The 16,880-nt window shown below is 59.3% G+C and carries 14 protein-coding genes and 1 other annotated feature; of the genes, 5 read left to right on the forward strand and 9 right to left on the reverse strand.

What is annotated here, in order from left to right:
* Positions 1–55 precede the first annotated feature (55 nt).
* The 4 genes from GSF67_RS04325 to GSF67_RS04340 form a co-directional block, all read right to left on the reverse strand.
* Entirely contained in the window at positions 56–1,084 is a 1,029-nt protein-coding gene (locus GSF67_RS04325; protein WP_006312850.1) for an adenylate/guanylate cyclase domain-containing protein, read from the reverse strand.
* Between the two features lie 180 nt (positions 1,085–1,264).
* Entirely contained in the window at positions 1,265–1,870 is a 606-nt protein-coding gene (locus GSF67_RS04330) for a hypothetical protein (RefSeq protein WP_006312849.1), read from the reverse strand.
* A gap of 81 nt (positions 1,871–1,951) precedes the next feature.
* Positions 1,952–3,118: a ribonuclease D gene (gene rnd, locus GSF67_RS04335; protein ID WP_006312848.1), complete on the reverse strand. Its 1,167-nt coding sequence runs from the start codon at positions 3,116–3,118 to the stop codon at positions 1,952–1,954.
* Positions 3,119–3,200: 82 nt separating this feature from the next.
* Positions 3,201–4,490: an MFS transporter gene (locus GSF67_RS04340; RefSeq protein WP_006312847.1), complete on the reverse strand. Its 1,290-nt coding sequence runs from the start codon at positions 4,488–4,490 to the stop codon at positions 3,201–3,203.
* Positions 4,491–4,670: 180 nt separating this feature from the next.
* On the opposite strand from GSF67_RS04340, the gene aspS reads away from it, so the two are divergent.
* The 4 genes from aspS (at position 4,671) to GSF67_RS04360 (ending at position 10,282) form a co-directional block, all read left to right on the forward strand.
* Positions 4,671–6,458 (forward strand): aspartate--tRNA ligase, encoded by a 1,788-nt coding sequence (aspS, locus tag GSF67_RS04345; RefSeq protein ID WP_003512477.1) that lies wholly within the window; start codon positions 4,671–4,673, stop codon positions 6,456–6,458.
* Positions 6,459–6,460: 2 nt separating this feature from the next.
* The gene (locus GSF67_RS04350) at positions 6,461–6,937 is read left to right on the forward strand and encodes an FUSC family protein (protein ID WP_006312845.1); all 477 of its coding nucleotides are present in this window, start codon (positions 6,461–6,463) and stop codon (positions 6,935–6,937) included.
* A 230-nt stretch (positions 6,938–7,167) separates the two neighbouring features.
* Entirely contained in the window at positions 7,168–8,610 is a 1,443-nt protein-coding gene (gene creD, locus GSF67_RS04355; RefSeq protein ID WP_006312844.1) for a cell envelope integrity protein CreD, read from the forward strand.
* A gap of 78 nt (positions 8,611–8,688) precedes the next feature.
* Positions 8,689–8,744 (forward strand) — a sequence feature (sul1 is cis-regulatory element that is thought to sense ions involved in sulfur or methionine metabolism; They are found in Alphaproteobacteria).
* A gap of 74 nt (positions 8,745–8,818) precedes the next feature.
* Complete coding sequence (locus tag GSF67_RS04360) at positions 8,819–10,282, forward strand: SulP family inorganic anion transporter (RefSeq protein ID WP_006312843.1); 1,464 nt, start codon at positions 8,819–8,821, stop codon at positions 10,280–10,282.
* Here the strand turns inward: GSF67_RS04360 and GSF67_RS04365 are convergent.
* Positions 10,221–11,360, reverse strand: coding sequence for a hypothetical protein (locus GSF67_RS04365; protein WP_050813481.1), 1,140 nt, complete (start codon positions 11,358–11,360; stop codon positions 10,221–10,223). The genes GSF67_RS04360 and GSF67_RS04365 overlap by 62 nt on opposite strands.
* Before the next feature lie 229 nt (positions 11,361–11,589).
* Between GSF67_RS04365 and parC the strand changes: the two genes are divergently transcribed.
* Positions 11,590–13,842 (forward strand): DNA topoisomerase IV subunit A, encoded by a 2,253-nt coding sequence (parC, locus tag GSF67_RS04370; protein ID WP_006312838.1) that lies wholly within the window; start codon positions 11,590–11,592, stop codon positions 13,840–13,842.
* Between the two features lie 74 nt (positions 13,843–13,916).
* On the opposite strand, the gene GSF67_RS04375 is transcribed toward parC, so the two are convergent.
* From GSF67_RS04375 to hemB, 4 genes are all read right to left on the reverse strand, one after another.
* Entirely contained in the window at positions 13,917–14,159 is a 243-nt protein-coding gene (locus GSF67_RS04375) for a hypothetical protein (RefSeq protein ID WP_006312837.1), read from the reverse strand.
* A gap of 59 nt (positions 14,160–14,218) precedes the next feature.
* Positions 14,219–14,977 carry an arginyltransferase gene (locus GSF67_RS04380; protein ID WP_006312836.1) on the reverse strand — a complete coding sequence of 253 codons (759 nt, stop codon included), beginning with the start codon at positions 14,975–14,977 and terminating at the stop codon, positions 14,219–14,221.
* Positions 14,978–15,154: 177 nt separating this feature from the next.
* Positions 15,155–15,613, reverse strand: coding sequence for an RDD family protein (locus tag GSF67_RS04385; RefSeq protein WP_006312834.1), 459 nt, complete (start codon positions 15,611–15,613; stop codon positions 15,155–15,157).
* A 97-nt stretch (positions 15,614–15,710) separates the two neighbouring features.
* Complete coding sequence (hemB, locus tag GSF67_RS04390) at positions 15,711–16,724, reverse strand: porphobilinogen synthase (RefSeq protein ID WP_006312833.1); 1,014 nt, start codon at positions 16,722–16,724, stop codon at positions 15,711–15,713.
* Positions 16,725–16,880 lie beyond the last annotated feature (156 nt).

Below are 16,880 nucleotides of genomic sequence, written 5' to 3' on the forward strand. Positions count from 1 at the left end.
GATGAAATTTTGTGACGGCCGTCGCCCGCAAATAGCCTCCGGGCGCCGATAAGCCTTATGCGGCAGGAGCCTGATATTGGCTGAGCGTGCAGACGCCGAGCGTCTGGCCACGGCCTTTCACCGCATGTTCGCCGAGATATTCGCTGCGTACGCCCTTCGGAAGCACCAGCTGGTGGGCGAGATCGGCGGAAATCAGCACCGGATGGCCGAGCATCTTGCTCAGCGATTCGAGCCGGGATGTCGTGTTCACCGTATCGCCGAAATAGGTGATCTTGTGGTGATCGACACCGATTTCTGCCGTGATGACCGGCCCGCCATGGATGGCGAAACGCAGGCGTGGCACTTCGCCGAAGCGGGAGAGCCACATGTCGCGTTTTTCCTCCATGGTCGCCTGGATGTCGAACACGCAGCGCACGCAGGCCGCCCGCCGGATCGCCATGTGATAGGGCCAGGTGATGATGGCGGCATCGCCAATGTAATCATCGATGACGCCTCCATGCCGTCTCACTGGTGCGGCATAGCTGGCAAAGATTTCGCCGAGGAATTCCTGGGCCTTCAGATCGCCATGGGTTTCGGCGAAGGAGGTGGAGCCGACGAGATCGATGAAGATGAAGACGCGGTCTTCGCTGACCGGGCGGCGATAGCGCCCAAGAATGAGGTCGATGAAGATATCGCGACCGAGAAGCTCCCGCACGCGCATGATGAAGACGATGATGCCGCAGACGATGAGCGTAAAGATCAGCGTCTGCACTTCGGCATGCACCGCCCGTTTCCAGGTGCCGGGAAATATCCCGCTGAGCCACAGGATCGTGCCACCGAGCCCGAAGCCGCAGAAGACGAGAATGGCATAGATGATGAGGCCGACGGCGATATAGGCCGGAGTCGGCAAGGCGCTCACCTGCCGCGACAGGCCGGGCAAGATGTAACCGCGCTCAAAGGCGAGAATCGGTGCGCAGGCGAAAAGCGCATAGGTCGCGCCGATCAACGCGCCGCCGCCATATTCCAGAAAGGCGTAGGCCACCCCGGCGCCGGCCACGGCAACGAAGAGCACCACGTAATCCAGAATGGGCAGCAATTTTCTCATGTCAGCTCTGATCTCGAAAAGGGAAGCCGGCGCTCCCTTCGGGCAAAGCTTCTGTTCAGATGATATGCGACATTAGTGTGGAAAAAGCGCCGCAAAAAGTGAGCAATCGGTAAGGTTGCATGAAGGATTGGTAAGGCTGTTGCGCGGTTGCCGCAAACGCCTGCCGATGAGGCGCTACTTCTAATAGGATGTTCTGTAATAGACGGTTTCAAGCGGGGATTGTGGCCGGTCGTCCGGCGTGTGGTTCGACCATTTGACCGGGAAGGCGGCAAAACGAAGCTTGTTGCCATCGATCCAGGCGCGGTCGAACAGGGTTTCCCCTTTGCGGGCAAAGGTGATGGCGGCGCAGGTTCGGCCATCGACGTCGAGGGCAATATTCTCTTTCCAGTCGCTCAGGCCACAGCCCATGCCTTTCGGATCGCGATTATAGTGTTCGACGACATCGCCATCATTCGGGGTCATGGTGATCGAGGTGACGGTGTGGGCAAAGAGCAGGCTGTTCTGATCTTTCAGGCCGCCATCCAGCGTGCCCTCGTAACGCACCTGCACCGTCGGCCGCTGGCAGCCGTTGCTGGCATAAATCTGCGACACCGCATGTATGCGGCTATCGCGAATGGTGATGCGCGTGATGATGCCGTGGCGGTCGTTTTTGCCGATCTTCAGGCACTCGGTCGTCCATTCACCCTGCAGATCGACCTTGTCCTCGGCGGCCCGGGCTGGAAGAGAGGGGAGAATGCCTGCCGCCGCGAGAAGCACGGCGAGCAGCAAAGTGCGGGCAGTTTTCATGGCAAGACCCTCAAATCGCGTGACCATCGGTAGAGAAATGGGACGCGATGCGGGCAAAATTGGGGTGAGAAAGGCGGGCGGTTACGACTCGCTCGCTGCCGCCTCAACTTCCACGGCCTCGACCTTCTTGCCGGCGAAACGCAGGGCCACTTCGCCATTGATGAGTTTCAGCGCCACATCGCCGAACAGCTCGCGCCGCCAGCCGGTCAACGCCGCAACGGTCGCGTTTTCACCTTCGGACGCGATCTTGTCCAGATCGTCGCTGTTGGCGATGACCTTGGCCGCGACGCCGTGCTTGTCTGCCGTCAGCTTCAGGAGAACCTTCAAAAGTTCCACGGCAGCGCCGGAACCTTCCGGTGCGTGGCTGTGGCGGGGTGCCTTCGGCATCTCTTCTTTCGGCAGCGCCAGCGCCGCATTCACCGTTTCGATGATGGCGGTGCCGGAGGCGGACCGTTCCCAGCCCTTCGGGATGGTGCGAAGCCGCGACAGCGCCTCGGCGTCCTTCGGCTGCTGCTGGGCGATTTCGAAGATCCCATCATCCTTCAGCACGCGGGAGCGTGGCACGTTGCGCGACCGCGCTTCACGTTCGCGCCAGGCGGCGACGAATTTGAGGATGGCGAGTTCCGTCGGCTTGCGCAGGCGCGATTTCAGCCGCAGCCACGCATCATCGGGATGCATGTCATAGGTGTCGCGCGATTCCAGAATGTTCATCTCTTCGGTCAGCCACAGGGAGCGGCCTTCGCGCTCCAGCTGCGCCTTCAGCGCCAGATAGACATCGCGCAGATGCGTCACGTCGGCCAGCGCGTAATCCAGCTGCTTTTCGGTGAGAGGACGGCGGCTCCAGTCGGTGAAACGCGAGGATTTGTCGATCTGCACATTCTTGATCTTCTGGACCAGCTGGTCGTAGGAGATCGAATCGCCGAAACCGCACACCATGGCGGCGACCTGCGTGTCGAAGATCGGATGGGGAATGAGCCCGCCGAGATGATAGATGATTTCGATGTCCTGCCGTGCGGCGTGGAAAACCTTCACGACGTTTGGATTGGCCATCAGTTCGAACATCGGCGTAAGATCGATACCCTTGGCCAGCGGATCAACCAGTACTTCGAGCGTCGGGCTCGCCATCTGTACGAGGCACAGTTCCGGCCAGAAGGTTGTTTCCCGCAAAAATTCGGTGTCGATGGTAATGAATTCCGATTTCGCCAGTTCCGTGCAGGCTTCGGCGAGGGCGGCAGTCGTTTCAATCATTGCAAATGGCCACTCGTGAAAATTATCCGTCTTACTTTCCCTTTGCCGGGCGCATGTCAATACAAAGCCCGCTTTTCCGGCCTCAAGGATCGTTTTTCTCGGGCGGATCGGGCTCCGGTTCATCTTTTTTGGGGTGGTCGGCCTTTTGGGGCGGGGTGGGGGCGGCGAGCTTCTGGAAATAGGCGGATGTGCGCAATAGCGAACGGAACCGCCAGTTCCTCTCCTCGACGGGAACACCTTCGCGCACTTGGAGCCGGTACAGCGTGTAGGCGATGAAAACGATCTGGATCGCGGCCGTATAGCTGAACAGTGCCTTCGGGCCGAACTGGTCAATCAGCAGCGAAGCGAGCAGCGGTCCGACCGTCGCGCCGACCGACCAGAAAAACAGCAGCCCGGCGGACATCATCGCATGTTCGCCTTCCCTGGCGTGATCGTTGCCGTGCGCGGAACTCAGCGAATAGAGCGGCAGAGCAAAGGCGCCAAAGACGAAGACGCCGATGATGTTGCTCCACTCGTCGGTGCCGGCGAAGAAGGCGAGAAACAGACCGACCACGACCGAGCCGGCGGTGGTGGCGAGAATGATGATGCGCCGGTCGTAGCGGTCGGAGTAGACGCCGAGCGGATATTGCAGCACCACGCCGCCGATGATGCCGGCACTCATGAAGGTGGCGATGGCGGTGACGGACATTCCGATCTGTTCGGCATAGATCGGCCCCATATTGCGAAACGCCGCCATGCTGAGACCGACGGCCACGCAACCGACGACGGCAAGCGGCGAGATGCGCCAGACCGCGAACAGATTGAAGGGAATCTGCTTCGGCGGCGTGGGGTTGGATTTGTCGGCAATCGAGATCGGCACCAGCGACAGCGTCAGTGCCATGGCGATCAGCGAAAACACCACGGGCCCGTCAATGCCGGCGACGGGAATGATATATTGGGCGAGCGTTACGGAACCGAGATCAACGAAACGATAGATGGACAGCGTGCGCGCACGGTTGGAATTCGTCACCTGCGCATTGATCCAGCTTTCGATCGCGGCGAAAAGACAGGCGACCGCAATACCGATGACGAAGCGCATCAACATCCAGAACAAGGGATGAAGAACAAGCGGCATGGCGATCGAGGCGGCCGATGCGACCGCCGCCATGGTGGCGAAGGTGCGGATATGGCCAATCTTGCGCAGAAGGCGCGTCACCGAAATGCAGCCGAGCGCGAATCCGATGCTGTAGGCGGCGCTGATGAGGCCGATGGTGCTGGCCGAAAACCCTTCGGAAAGGCCCCGCAGCGCGATATAGGTTCCCTGCAGACCGTTGCCGCCAATCAGAATGCCGGCGGTAACGAGAAGCGGGATAAGAGGTCTGATCTGGCTCATTGCGGGCCGACTCGGTTTGGCGGGCTGAATAAGCACTATCTAAAGCGAAGGTGCGCGAAAGGACAGGCTGAACGCGACATTGTTGTGCTTTGCCTTGACAAATCGGGCTGGTCATGCGCTTTTCCGGCAAATTTCGACAGTGCCGCCCATCTGGCCCACGACACGCTCCAGGATATTAAAATGCATCGTTACCGCAGCCACACCTGTGCCGCTCTCCGCAAGTCCGACGTCGGCGAAACCGTTCGCCTTTCCGGTTGGGTTCATCGCGTGCGAGATCATGGCGGCGTTCTCTTTATCGACCTTCGCGACCACTACGGCATTACCCAGGTCGTGGCCGACCCCGATAGCCCGGCCTTCAAGGTTGCCGAGACGGTGCGCGGTGAATGGGTGATCCGCATTGACGGTCTCGTCAAGGCGCGGTCCGAGGACACCATCAACAAGGGCATGGCCACTGGTGAGATCGAGCTTTATGCGCAGGAGATCGAGGTTCTGGGCGTTGCCAAGGAACTGCCGCTGCCGGTCTTCGGTGAGCCTGAATATCCCGAAGATGTTCGCCTGAAGTATCGCTTCCTCGACCTGCGCCGCGAAACCCTGCACAAGAACATCGTCAAGCGCACGCAGATCATCTCCTCCATGCGCAAGGGTATGGGCGATCTGGGCTTTGCCGAATATACGACGCCGATCCTCACCGCATCCTCGCCGGAAGGCGCGCGCGACTTCCTCGTTCCCTCGCGCATCCACGAAGGCCAGTTCTTCGCGCTGCCGCAGGCCCCGCAGCAGTACAAGCAGCTTCTGATGGTGGCCGGTTTCGACCGCTACTTCCAGATCGCTCCATGCTTCCGCGATGAAGACCCGCGTGCAGACCGTCTGCCGGGCGAATTCTACCAGCTCGACGTCGAAATGAGCTTCGTGACCCAGGAAGACGTCTGGACCACGATGGAGCCCATGATGACGGCCGTTTTCGAACAGTTTGCCGAAGGCAAGCCGGTGACGAAAGAATGGCCGCGCATTCCCTATGACGAATCGATCCGTAAATACGGCTCCGACAAGCCGGACCTGCGCAACCCGATTGTCATGGAAGCCGTGACCGAACATTTCGATGGCTCGGGCTTCAAGGTTTTCGCCAACATGATCGCCTCCAACCCCAAGGTGCAGGTTTGGGCTATCCCGGCCAAGACCGGTGGGTCGCGTGCATTCTGCGATCGCATGAACGCCTGGGCGCAGAGCCAGGGCCAGCCGGGCCTCGGCTACATCTTCTGGAAGGAAGAAGAAGGCAAGGTTGCCGGCTCCGGTCCGCTTGCCAAGAACATCGGCGAGGAACGCACCGAGGCGCTGCGCCAGCAGCTTGGCCTTGAGGCGGGCGACGCCTGCTTCTTCGTCGCGGGCGATCCCGCCAAGTTCTACAAGTTTGCCGGCGAGGCGCGCACCCGTGCCGCCGACGAGCTGAACCTGATTGACCGCGACCGTTTCGAAATGTGCTGGATCGTCGATTTCCCCTTCTTCGAATACAACGACGAAGAAAAGAAGATCGATTTCGCCCACAACCCATTCTCCATGCCGCAGGGTGGCATGGAAGCGCTGGAAGGGCAGGATCCGCTCTCCATCAAGGCCTTCCAGTATGACGCGGTCTGCAACGGTTTCGAAATCGCTTCCGGTTCGATCCGTAACCAGTCCCCCGAGCTGATGGTCAAGGCTTTCGAGAAGGTCGGCCTCTCGCAAAGCGATGTGGAAGAGCGCTTCGGCGGTCTCTACCGCGCCTTCCAGTATGGCGCGCCTCCGCATGGCGGTTGCGCCTTCGGCATCGACCGTGTGGTCATGCTTCTGGTCGGCGCCAAGAACCTGCGCGAAATCACGCTGTTCCCGATGAACCAGCAGGCGCAGGACCTTCTGATGAATGCGCCGTCGCCGGCAACGCCGACGCAGCTTCGCGAACTGGCGTTGCGCGTCGTTCCGTCCAAGAAGGACTGATCATGTTGAAGACGCTGCTCGACCGTGTTCGCGCAGCCTTCACCCGTGCATTGGCGGCCGCGCTTGCGGCCGCTTTTGCGTTCTGGGTCGCGCATCGGTGGCTCGGCCATCCGCAACCCGTCTTTGCCGCGATCAGTGCGCTGATCTGCCTGTCTCCCGGCATTCCAAGCCATGTGCGTCAGGGGCTTGGGCTGATGGTCGGCGTCACCATCGGCATTCTTGTCGGGGAGGTCGCGCTTCTCGTTCCGCATGATTTCGCTGAAATCCGGCTGGCCTCTGCAACCTTCATCGCCATGATCCTCGCGACCCTGTTCGGCCTGCCTGCCGTCGTCCCGATACAGGCTGGCGCTTCGGCCATGCTCGTCCTGCTGATGGGGCCGCAGATCGCCGGTTTTGTCCGGTTTGTCGACGTCATCGTCGGTGTGGCAGTCGGCGTCGTTGTTGCACTGGTGTTTTTCCGCGAGCGTCTGAAACTCTAGCTCCGCAATCGCTACTGCTGGTCTGTGGCTTATAGCCACGAATGCTCATCCCGGCATCGCCACAGTTTTACCGCGAGATTTGCAGAATTCCGCGAATAATCAGCCGAAATCCCATTCCAGTATAGCTCCTGTGTCCGCTTGGGCACGCAAAGCAACTCGATTTTAATCCGGGACGGCGCCAGCCAATCTTTTTCCGGTTCTGGCGCGATCATATTTAAGAGGATTTCCGAATGGTACACGAGACGGACAAAGACCCGGCGCCGGCGGTCGGGCCGCTTGCTTCAGCCATGCCGCGCGGCAATTTTGCTGCCAGCCTGCGTTCACCCGGCGCGAAGTTTCTGATGATAGGTTTCATTTCGTTGGTTCTGCTCGTTCCGCTCATGCTCGTCTGGGGGCTGACGGAAGAGCGCGCCTCGCGGGCGAGGGAGGTTTCCGCCCGGATCGCGAACGGGTGGGGCGGCGATCAGGTTGTGAACGGCCCCTATCTCGCCGTACCCTTCGATGTCGATCGCCGCCGCGAGGTCGATGGCCGAACCATTGTGGACCGCACGACAGAGTGGGCGCTGGCCATGCCGGAAACGCTGCAGGCGACGGCCGACCTCAAGACCGAGGAAAAGAAGCTCTCGATCTACAGCTTGCCTGTCTATAACGGTGCTCTCGTGCTCAAGGGCCGCTTCGGACAGGGCGTCCTGCAAGATCTCGCCCGTTTTGCCGGCACACCGCGTCTCGACAATGCCATCCTCGTCCTCAGCATAGGGGATATTACCGGCATAAGATCGAGCGCCGGGGTTCGCATAAACGGCGGCGCAGTTTTGCCCTTCGATCCCGGCATGCGCGATATGTCCGTTATCGCAAGCCGCGCCCTTGAAAATAACTCCATAAGATCAGATGCGGGTGTGCACAGGCCGATCGACAGGAACCTCATCGAGAGTGGCTTTGATTTCGATATCGCATTTTCGCTGAATGGTTCTGGCAGTTTCGCAGTTGCGCCGGCCGGCCAGACAACGAGCTTTACGGCAAAAGCCGACTGGCCGCATCCCGGTTTTGAAGGTTTGTTCCTGCCGGAGGTCAAAACAGTCACGGCTGCGGATTTCAACGCCAGCTGGACGATTCCCTATCTCGCAAGGGGAATAGATCGCGTGGTGGAGGGTCCGCGACTGCCGCTCTCCAACAGCCTGATGACGATCAATCTCGTGGAACCGGTGAAGTTCTACCAGGTCATCGCCCGGACACTGAAATATTCCATCGGCTTCATCTCGCTTGTCTTCCTCGCCGTCTTCATTGTGGAACTCAAGGGCGGCAGCGTTGTGCACTGGATACAATATGTGCTGACGGGTCTGGCGCTCATCGTCTTCTATGTGCTGCTGCTCGCATTAGCCGAACATACGGGTTTCACCGTTGCCTATGCCGCTGCCTCCTTTTCCACGGCGGCCCTGATTGCCTTTTATCTTGGCAGTGCCACCCGTAGTCGCAGGAACGGTCTTGCACTTTTCAGTGTTCTGGCGGTGGCCTACGGTGTGATGTATCTGGTTCTGAACGAAGACGAATATGCGCTGCTGGCGGGCGCGGTCATATCGTTTATCGCCATCGCTGCAACCATGTTTGCGACGCGCAAAGTCGATTGGTCTGGAGCCGGCACCGCCGCGAACAGCGAGTTCTCCAGCCGCACCTGACGCGAGACCGCATGGTCTGAAAAGCGGGCTGCTTAACTTGCGGCCCGCTTTTTTGCTGTTTATAGGTGGATTACTCACCACGGACCCGGTGAAATCCCGGGTGGCTCTTCTGGCCGCCGATCCGCCAGACAACGCAAAGCACCGACATTCCTTTTTAATCTACCGGACACGGCTCCGGCCGGTGCGTCATTCTTTGCGAAAAAATCAGATGAACAGATTTCAGACTTACAGACGTGAGTGGTTTTCCAATATTCGCGGCGATGTGCTTTCCGGCATCGTCGTGGCACTCGCCCTCATTCCCGAAGCCATCGGCTTTTCCGTCATTGCCGGTGTCGATCCGAAAGTGGGGCTGTTCGCCTCCTTCGCCATCGCCTGCGTTTCCGCCTTCACCGGCGGGCGACCGGGCATGATTTCCGCGGCCACCGCCGCAACGGCGGTCTTGATGGTCACGCTCGTCAAGGAACATGGGCTGCAATATCTCTTTGCCGCCACCATCCTCATGGGCGTGCTGCAAATTGCGGCGGGTTTTGCGAAACTCGGCCGGGTGATGCGCTTTGTGTCGCGCTCGGTGATGACCGGTTTCGTCAACGCACTGGCGATCCTCATCTTCATGGCGCAGTTGCCCGAACTGATCGGCGTGCCGGTAGAAACCTATGTCATGATCGCAGCCGGTCTTGCGATAATCTATCTCTTTCCGCTGGTGACGAAGATCATCCCATCACCGCTGGTCGCCATCGTCGCCCTGACCTGCGTGGCGGTTTTCTCTGGCATGGACATCCACACGGTCGGCGATCTCGGCGAGTTGCCCTCGACGCTGCCGATCTTTGCCCTGCCGCAGGTGCCGCTGACCTTCGAGACGCTGCAGATCATCTTTCCCTATTCGATTGCACTGGCTGCTGTCGGCCTGCTGGAATCGCTGCTGACGGCCCAGATCGTCGACGACATGACGGATACGGGCAGCAACAAAAGCCAGGAATGCATCGGGCAGGGGACCAGCAACATCGCGTCGGCTCTTATAGGCGGCATGGGTGGATGCGCCATGATCGGCCAGTCCGTCATCAATGTCCGCTCCGGCGGCCGCGGCCGGCTCTCCACATTCGTGGCCGGTGCTTTCCTGCTGTTCCTCATTCTGGTGCTGGATGATCTCGTACGTATCATTCCCATGGCAGCGCTGGTGGCTGTCATGATCATGGTCTCCATCGGCACCTTCTCGTGGCGTTCCATCCTCGATCTCACCCGAAACCCGCCATCATCAAGCATTGTCATGCTGGCGACGGTCGGCACGGTGCTCGCAACGCATGATCTTGCAAAAGGCGTGCTGGCCGGCGTCCTTCTCTCCGGCGTATTTTTCGCGGGCAAGGTTTCAAAGCTTTTCCACGTCCGGCCGGAGCTTTCAGCCGATGGCCGGGAGCGGATTTATCGCGTCGACGGCCAGATTTTCTTCGCTTCGACGGAAAACTTTATCGCCGCCTTCGATTTTGCCGAAGAGGTGGAGGCGGTGACGATCGACGTCACGCAGGCGCATCTGTGGGATATTTCGGCGGTTGGCGCGCTGGACAAGGTGGTCCTGAAGTTCCGTAAGGTCGGCAAGCGGGTCGAAGTGATCGGCGTCAATGAGGCGAGCGCCCATATGATCGACCGCTTCGCCCTGCCTTTTCCGGCTCGGCCGTGATCGAGAAGTTCTTCGGGTTGTCGATATAGGCGTTGATGGCCGTCGACACCATGTTCTGCAATTCCGGAACGTTGAGCGAGGCCATCATGATGGGCGCCATGCCCTTGATGGTCTGGGCAAGCTGGTCGCCCGTCATGCCCTGCTGGCTTGCCGCATAGTCGATGGCGCGCTTGGTGATGCTGGCATCTTCGAAGCTGATTTCGGCGTTGACGAAGGACAGCTGCTGCATCAGGCCGAGCATGGCAAGGCTTGCCGCCTGGTCCGCCTGTTCCTTGTTCGGGTTTGCCGCCTGTGCCTTCACCGTCTCCTGCATCGACTTGATGAAGGCGAGCGTGTAGCCGGAGAAACCGAACGACATGTTGAGGCGACCGACGTCATCGAGGTCGATGGCGTATTCCTCGACATCAACAGTGCCGGAAGCGACTTCCCAGCTGCCGCTCATGGTCATGTCGCCGGAAAGCGCCTGCAGCTTCAGCTTTTCAATGGCATCCTTGGTCGCCGGATCGGTGACTTCGCTGAGATCGGCCTTGAAGCCGGATGCGTCGAGTTCGAAACCGATCGAGCTCTTGTCATCGCTGACGGACATCGTTGCGCTGGTTTCCTCAAGCGAGAAAGCCGGCTTGCCGTCGACGGAAACGGAGATCGGGCCGCTATGGGCTTCGTCATAGAACATCAGCGCATCGACATTGCCCGTGGTCGCATCGGCCGGGATGACGAGACCGGACATGTAAATGTCGCTCGCCTTGATTTCTACCTTTTCCTGCTTGTAGTCGATGTTGTCGAAGCGGGCGTTCTTGATCTTGTAACCGCCGTTGTTTTCCTCGACGCCTTCAAGCGTGATATTGCCAACCGGGATCTTTTTGGCCGGATCGGCGGCCGCGTTGAAGGTCACGCCGTTCAGCGTCACCGTGTCGCCGTTGACGGCGACGGAGCCGGCGGCGATTTCACCGCCCTGTGCGGCATAAGCTGCATTGATCTTCTTCAGCACATCACCGCCATCCAGCGCAAAAGCCGGCGCCGAAAGCGTAAGAAGCGCGGCACTCGCGAAAAGAACCTGCCGGGTGGATTTCAGTCTCATGATGTTTCTTCCCTCAACGTACGGATGTGCACCGTGTCAGAATGCTAATGGTGATACTTATATTCACGATTATTCAAAGGTCTACAGAATTTAGATCGATTCCCATGACGGCGGCATTGCGGCATTTACAACGCGGTTAACAAAAAACCTTGCTTGGCATGTGTTTTCATCCACAGCGCAGACCCCTTGGTTTCTTGCCGGTTATCGGCATTTCCGCTAGTCAAGCACCATGGGAAAAGATCTTGTACCTCCGTCCGGCGGAGACGATAACATTCATCCGGTCGATTTGAAGGCGGCGCTTGAAGAGCGCTACCTCGCTTACGCCTTGTCCACGATCATGCATCGTGCGCTGCCGGATGTGCGCGACGGCCTGAAGCCGGTGCACCGCCGCATCATTCACGCCATGAGTGAAATGGGTATTCGTCCCAACTCGGCCTTCAAGAAATGCGCGCGTATCGTCGGTGATGTGATCGGTAAGTTCCACCCGCATGGCGACCAGTCGGTCTATGATGCTCTGGTGCGTCTCGCGCAGGATTTCTCGCAGCGTTATCCGATTGTCGACGGGCAGGGCAACTTCGGCAACATCGATGGCGACGGCGCCGCCGCCTATCGTTACACCGAAGCGCGCATGACCGATGTGGCGGCACTGCTGCTGGAAGGCATCGGCGAGGACGCGGTGGATTTCCGCGCCACCTATAATGAGGAAGACGAAGAACCGGTGGTCCTGCCGGGCGCTTTCCCGAACCTCCTGGCAAACGGTGCCTCTGGTATTGCCGTGGGCATGGCGACATCGATCCCGCCGCACAATGCCCACGAACTTTGCGACGCCGCGCTGCATCTCATCAAGCACCCCGATGCGACGGTTGAAAAGCTGGTGGAGTTCATTCCCGGCCCCGATCTCCCCACGGGTGGCGTCATCGTCGAAAGTCGCGAGAATATTCTCGATGCCTACAAGACCGGGCGTGGCGGTTTCCGCGTGCGCGCCAAATGGGAAACGGAAGATCTCGGCCGTGGCGGCTACCAGATCGTCATCACCGAAATTCCCTTCCAGGTGCAGAAATCGCGGCTGATCGAAAAGATCGCCGAGCTGCTGATCGCCCGCAAGCTGCCTTTGCTCGAAGACGTCAGAGACGAATCCGCCGAAGACGTGCGTATCGTTCTGGTGCCGAAAAACCGCACCGTCGACGCGACGCTGCTGATGGAATCGCTGTTCCGCCTGTCCGACCTCGAAAGCCGCCTGCCGCTCAACATGAATGTGCTGTCGCTTGGCAAGGTGCCGAAGGTCATGGCGCTGAACGAGGTACTGAGCGAGTGGCTGGCACACCGCAAGGACGTGCTGGTCCGCCGCTCCCGCCACCGTCTGGCAGCTATCGACCGCAGGCTTGAGATTCTGGGCGGCCTGCTCGTCGCCTATCTCAATCTGGATGAGGTGATCCGCATCATCCGCGAGGAGGACGAGCCCAAACAGGTGATGATGGCCAGATGGTCGCTCACCGACAATCAGGCCGAAGCCATCCTCAACATGCGGCTGCGCAATCTGCGCAAGCTCGAGGAATTCGAGATCCGCAAGGAACACGACGACCTCAGCAAGGAAAAGTCAGAGATCGAAGGGCTGCTCGCCTCCGATGACAAGCAGTGGCAGACAGTCGCCTGGGAAATCGGCGAGGTCAAAAAGAAATACGCCAAGGCAACCGAAATCGGCCGCCGCCGCACGCAGTTCGCGGATGCGCCGGATGCTGACATCGAGGCCATCCAGCAGGCGATGATCGAAAAGGAACCGGTCACCATCGTCATCTCGCAGAAGGGCTGGATCAGGGCGCTGAAGGGGCACATGTCCGACACATCGGCCTTGACCTTCAAGGAAGGCGACGGACCGAAGCTCGCCTTCCCGGCGCAGACAACCGACAAGCTGTTGCTGCTGACGACAGGCGGCAAGGCCTATACGCTCGGCGCCGACAAGCTGCCGGGCGGGCGTGGCCATGGCGAGCCGATCCGCATCATGGTCGATATGGAGAACGATCAGGATATCCTGACGGCCTTCGTACACGATCCGTCGCGCAAGCTGCTGCTGGTCTCGACTGGCGGCAACGGCTTCATCGTCGCCGAAAGCGAAATGATCGCGAATACCCGCAAGGGCAAGCAGATCATGAACGTCTCGATGCCCGATGAAGCAAAGCTCGCGGTGCCGGTGACGGGCGACCATGTCGCCGTCGTTGGCGAGAACCGCAAGCTGCTTGCCTTCCCGTTGTCGCAGGTGCCGGAAATGTCACGCGGCAAGGGCGTGCGCCTGCAACGCTACAAGGATGGCGGCGTGGTGGACGTTAAGTGCTTTGCGCTGGCGGATGGCCTCAGCTGGTCCGATACGGCCGGCCGCGCTTTCACCAAGGTCGGCGAAGAGTTGCGTGAATGGCTGGCTGACCGCGCAACGGTGGGCCGCACCGTGCCGAAGGGCTTTCCGCGCAGCGGGAAGTTTGGCGGGTGATATTTTAGTGCCGCTCCAGCTTTTGACCGGGGCGGCTCTACTCTCTTGGTATAGTTACAACACCAATTGGAACGTCATGACTTCGCGAGCTCTGTTAAGGCAACGTGATACTTACGCATCGCATGCCGAGCATGTTCGAGCTGACGATTAAAATCGTCGGTTGATTGTTCGCTTACGCTATCAGCTCGCAACTCAAGCACAGTGCCATCAAAATACAGGTTGAGAACGTCGCCGACCTTCCATCCCAGCCGGTCAAGAATATCTTTCGGGATCGCAAAGCCTGCATCTTTGCCGATCTTCGTAAGAGTTGTCTTCATGAAAATACTCCTTTTTAAATGGAGTATAGCACAATATTTTTACCGAATTTATCGAGGCATTACTTTTCTTCCGGCACGTAAACCTCCCACCCGCGCGGCGTCAGATGCTCCTGCGGATGGTAGCGGGTCTTGTAGCCCATCTTTTCCGAACCATCGACCCAGTAGCCGAGATAGACATGCGGCAGGCCGAGGGCGCGGGTCCGGGTGATGTGATCGATGATCATGAAGGTGCCGAGCGAACGTTTTTCAAGCTCAGGATTGAAGAAGGAATAGACCATCGACAGGCCGTCGCTCATCACATCGCTGAGCGCCACGGCCAGAAGCTCGCCACGCTTGCTGGAATCGATGCCGGAGCCGGGTTCGCGCACGCGATATTCGATGATGCGGGTGTTCACATGTGTGTCTTCCACCATGATCGCATAGTCCAGCGCCGACATGTCGGACATGCCGCCGGACTGGTGGCGGTGGTCGAGGTAGCGGCGGAAGAGGGCGAATTGTTCGGTGGAGGGTTCGGCAGCATGAACCGTGGCGACGACATCGCTATTGGCGGCAAGAACGCGCCGCATCGATTTCGTCGGCTGGAACTGTTCGGTCAGGATGCGAACGGAAACGCAGGCGCGGCAGGTTTCACAGGCCGGGCGATAGGCGATGTTCTGTGAGCGCCTGAAACCGCCCTGGGTCAGAAGGTCGTTCATTTCCGGGGCGCGCGGGCCAACGAGATGGGTAAAGACCTTCCGCTCCATCTGGTTCGGCAGATAGGGGCAGGTGGCTGGCGCCGTAAGATAGAATTGAGGAGAGGGCGTCGCCTGCGTGTTCATCGAACCGTGATCGCCTCCTGCGTCAGTTATGAAAGCGCGCCGCGTTTTCACGGGGCCGGCGGCGGCGCTTCAAGCGACATGTATAATGTCACAGAATGGCAAAATGACGGAAAACGTCAACTGCGGGATGAGCTATTGGACGGGTAGAAAGCCACGTTTGCGTGGCTTTCCCCGATATCAGCGCGTTCTGACGATGACGGTGCCGAGCAGGAAGTCATGAACGAGGCGTGAGCGCTCGGTAAACAGGCCTGCGAGCAGGATCAGCGGCGTCAAAACCGAGTTGATGACCCAGAAAAGCACGATGTGAACCGTCGAGAGCAGGAAATCGATTCGCTGCCCATCCATGCGCGCCATGGCAATCCCCATCGCCCGCATGCCGGGGGTGGCCTGCGACGGGCCGCCGAGCGTCATGCCGAAATAGAGCACCGCTACGATGACGAACAGTGCCGGATAGAGGAAGAAGCCGAGACCCAGCGTGATAATGCCGAGAAAGAAGACAATCACGGCGGCCGGGATGCACAGCAGGAGAACGATCGCGTAATCGATCAGGAACGCAAAGATGCGCCGGCTCAGGACGCCGCTATAGGCGCGCCAGTCATCCGGTGCGGCATAGGTGGGGTTCTGTTCGAGGCTCATCGGTCGTTTTCTCCTGAGAGGGTCTGACAGCGCGGCATATTCGCCGTGTCAGCAGACAATATGGGAAGAAAACGACCGAATACAATAAGCGCCGGCCTCAGCCCTTTGCCAGTTTGCGCGCTGCCTCGATGGCGAAATAGGTAAGGACGCCGTCGCAACCTGCACGCTTGAAACAGAGAAGCGTCTCCATCATCACGCGCTCGCCGTCGATCCAGCCATTCATGGCCGCGGCCTTGATCTGGGTATATTCGCCGGACACCTGATAGGCGAAGGTGGGCAGGCCGAAATTCTCCTTCAGCCTCCAGCAGATATCGAGATAGGGCAGGCCGGGCTTGACCATCAACATGTCGGCACCTTCCTCCACGTCGAGCGCGGCGTCGCGGATTGCCTCCATGCCGTTGGCGGGGCTGATGTAATAGCTGTTCTTGTCGCCCTTCAGCAGGCCGGCGGTGGAGATCGCCTCGCGATAGGGACCGTAATAGCCGGATGAAAATTTCGTCGCATAGGCCATGATGCCGACATTCTGGTGCCCGGCGGCATCTAGGCCGCGACGGATGGCGCCGATGCGGCCATCCATCATCTCCGAGGGGGAGATAATGTCCGAACCGGCATCCGCCTGCAGGATGGCGGCCGTGACCACCTGCTCGACGGTTTCGTCATTGACGATCTCGTCGCCCCGCAGAATGCCGTCATGCCCATGGCTGGTGAAGGGGTCGAGCGCGACATCGGTGATCATGCCGATATTTGGAACGGCTTTTTTAACGGCAATCGTCGCCTGATTGATGAGATTGTTGGCTTCGAGCGCATTCGAGCCGGTCTCGTCGCGCAGCTCCATCTCGATATTGGGAAAGGTGGCGATTGCGGGAATGCCGAGATCGGCGGCTTCCTTCGCCGCTTCCACCAGCCGGTCGACGCTCATGCGGTTGACACCGGGCATAGCCGGAATGGGCTCGACGATATTGCTGCCAGGCACGATGAAAACAGGCCAGATGAGGTCATCAACGGTCAGGCGATTTTCCTGAACCAGACGGCGCGTCCAATCCGCCTTGCGATTCCGCCGCATGCGGCGATGGCCGGTGATCTCGTCGACCAGATGCGTTTTGTCCTGCATGTCAGAATGTCCTTCGATCAAATTTGGAAAGCTGCATACCATGAACCTTGGCCCATGCGAATGCGACAATCTTCCCTCATTGCCAGCCTGACTGATGATGATGTTTTGACAAGGCAGGCGGCGGGATTCAATATGGACTGGTCGCCCGCCCGTTGA

Origin of the sequence: Agrobacterium sp. CGMCC 11546 (assembly GCF_013365515.1) — a bacterium.
GTDB classification, from domain to species: domain Bacteria; phylum Pseudomonadota; class Alphaproteobacteria; order Rhizobiales; family Rhizobiaceae; genus Agrobacterium; species Agrobacterium fabrum.

What these genes read in the sequence shown, in the direction of transcription:
- GSF67_RS04325 (WP_006312850.1), bottom strand. Translation starts at nt 1,084, where the DNA reads ATGAGAAAATTGCTGCCCATTCTGGATTACGTGGTGCTCTTCGTTGCC.
- GSF67_RS04330 (WP_006312849.1), bottom strand. Translation starts at nt 1,870, where the DNA reads ATGAAAACTGCCCGCACTTTGCTGCTCGCCGTGCTTCTCGCGGCGGCA.
- rnd (WP_006312848.1), bottom strand. Translation starts at nt 3,118, where the DNA reads ATGATTGAAACGACTGCCGCCCTCGCCGAAGCCTGCACGGAACTGGCG.
- GSF67_RS04340 (WP_006312847.1), bottom strand. Translation starts at nt 4,490, where the DNA reads ATGAGCCAGATCAGACCTCTTATCCCGCTTCTCGTTACCGCCGGCATT.
- aspS (WP_003512477.1), top strand. Translation starts at nt 4,671, where the DNA reads ATGCATCGTTACCGCAGCCACACCTGTGCCGCTCTCCGCAAGTCCGAC.
- GSF67_RS04350 (WP_006312845.1), top strand. Translation starts at nt 6,461, where the DNA reads ATGTTGAAGACGCTGCTCGACCGTGTTCGCGCAGCCTTCACCCGTGCA.
- creD (WP_006312844.1), top strand. Translation starts at nt 7,168, where the DNA reads ATGGTACACGAGACGGACAAAGACCCGGCGCCGGCGGTCGGGCCGCTT.
- GSF67_RS04360 (WP_006312843.1), top strand. Translation starts at nt 8,819, where the DNA reads ATGAACAGATTTCAGACTTACAGACGTGAGTGGTTTTCCAATATTCGC.
- GSF67_RS04365 (WP_050813481.1), bottom strand. Translation starts at nt 11,360, where the DNA reads ATGAGACTGAAATCCACCCGGCAGGTTCTTTTCGCGAGTGCCGCGCTT.
- parC (WP_006312838.1), top strand. Translation starts at nt 11,590, where the DNA reads ATGGGAAAAGATCTTGTACCTCCGTCCGGCGGAGACGATAACATTCAT.
- GSF67_RS04375 (WP_006312837.1), bottom strand. Translation starts at nt 14,159, where the DNA reads ATGAAGACAACTCTTACGAAGATCGGCAAAGATGCAGGCTTTGCGATC.
- GSF67_RS04380 (WP_006312836.1), bottom strand. Translation starts at nt 14,977, where the DNA reads ATGAACACGCAGGCGACGCCCTCTCCTCAATTCTATCTTACGGCGCCA.
- GSF67_RS04385 (WP_006312834.1), bottom strand. Translation starts at nt 15,613, where the DNA reads ATGAGCCTCGAACAGAACCCCACCTATGCCGCACCGGATGACTGGCGC.
- hemB (WP_006312833.1), bottom strand. Translation starts at nt 16,724, where the DNA reads ATGCAGGACAAAACGCATCTGGTCGACGAGATCACCGGCCATCGCCGC.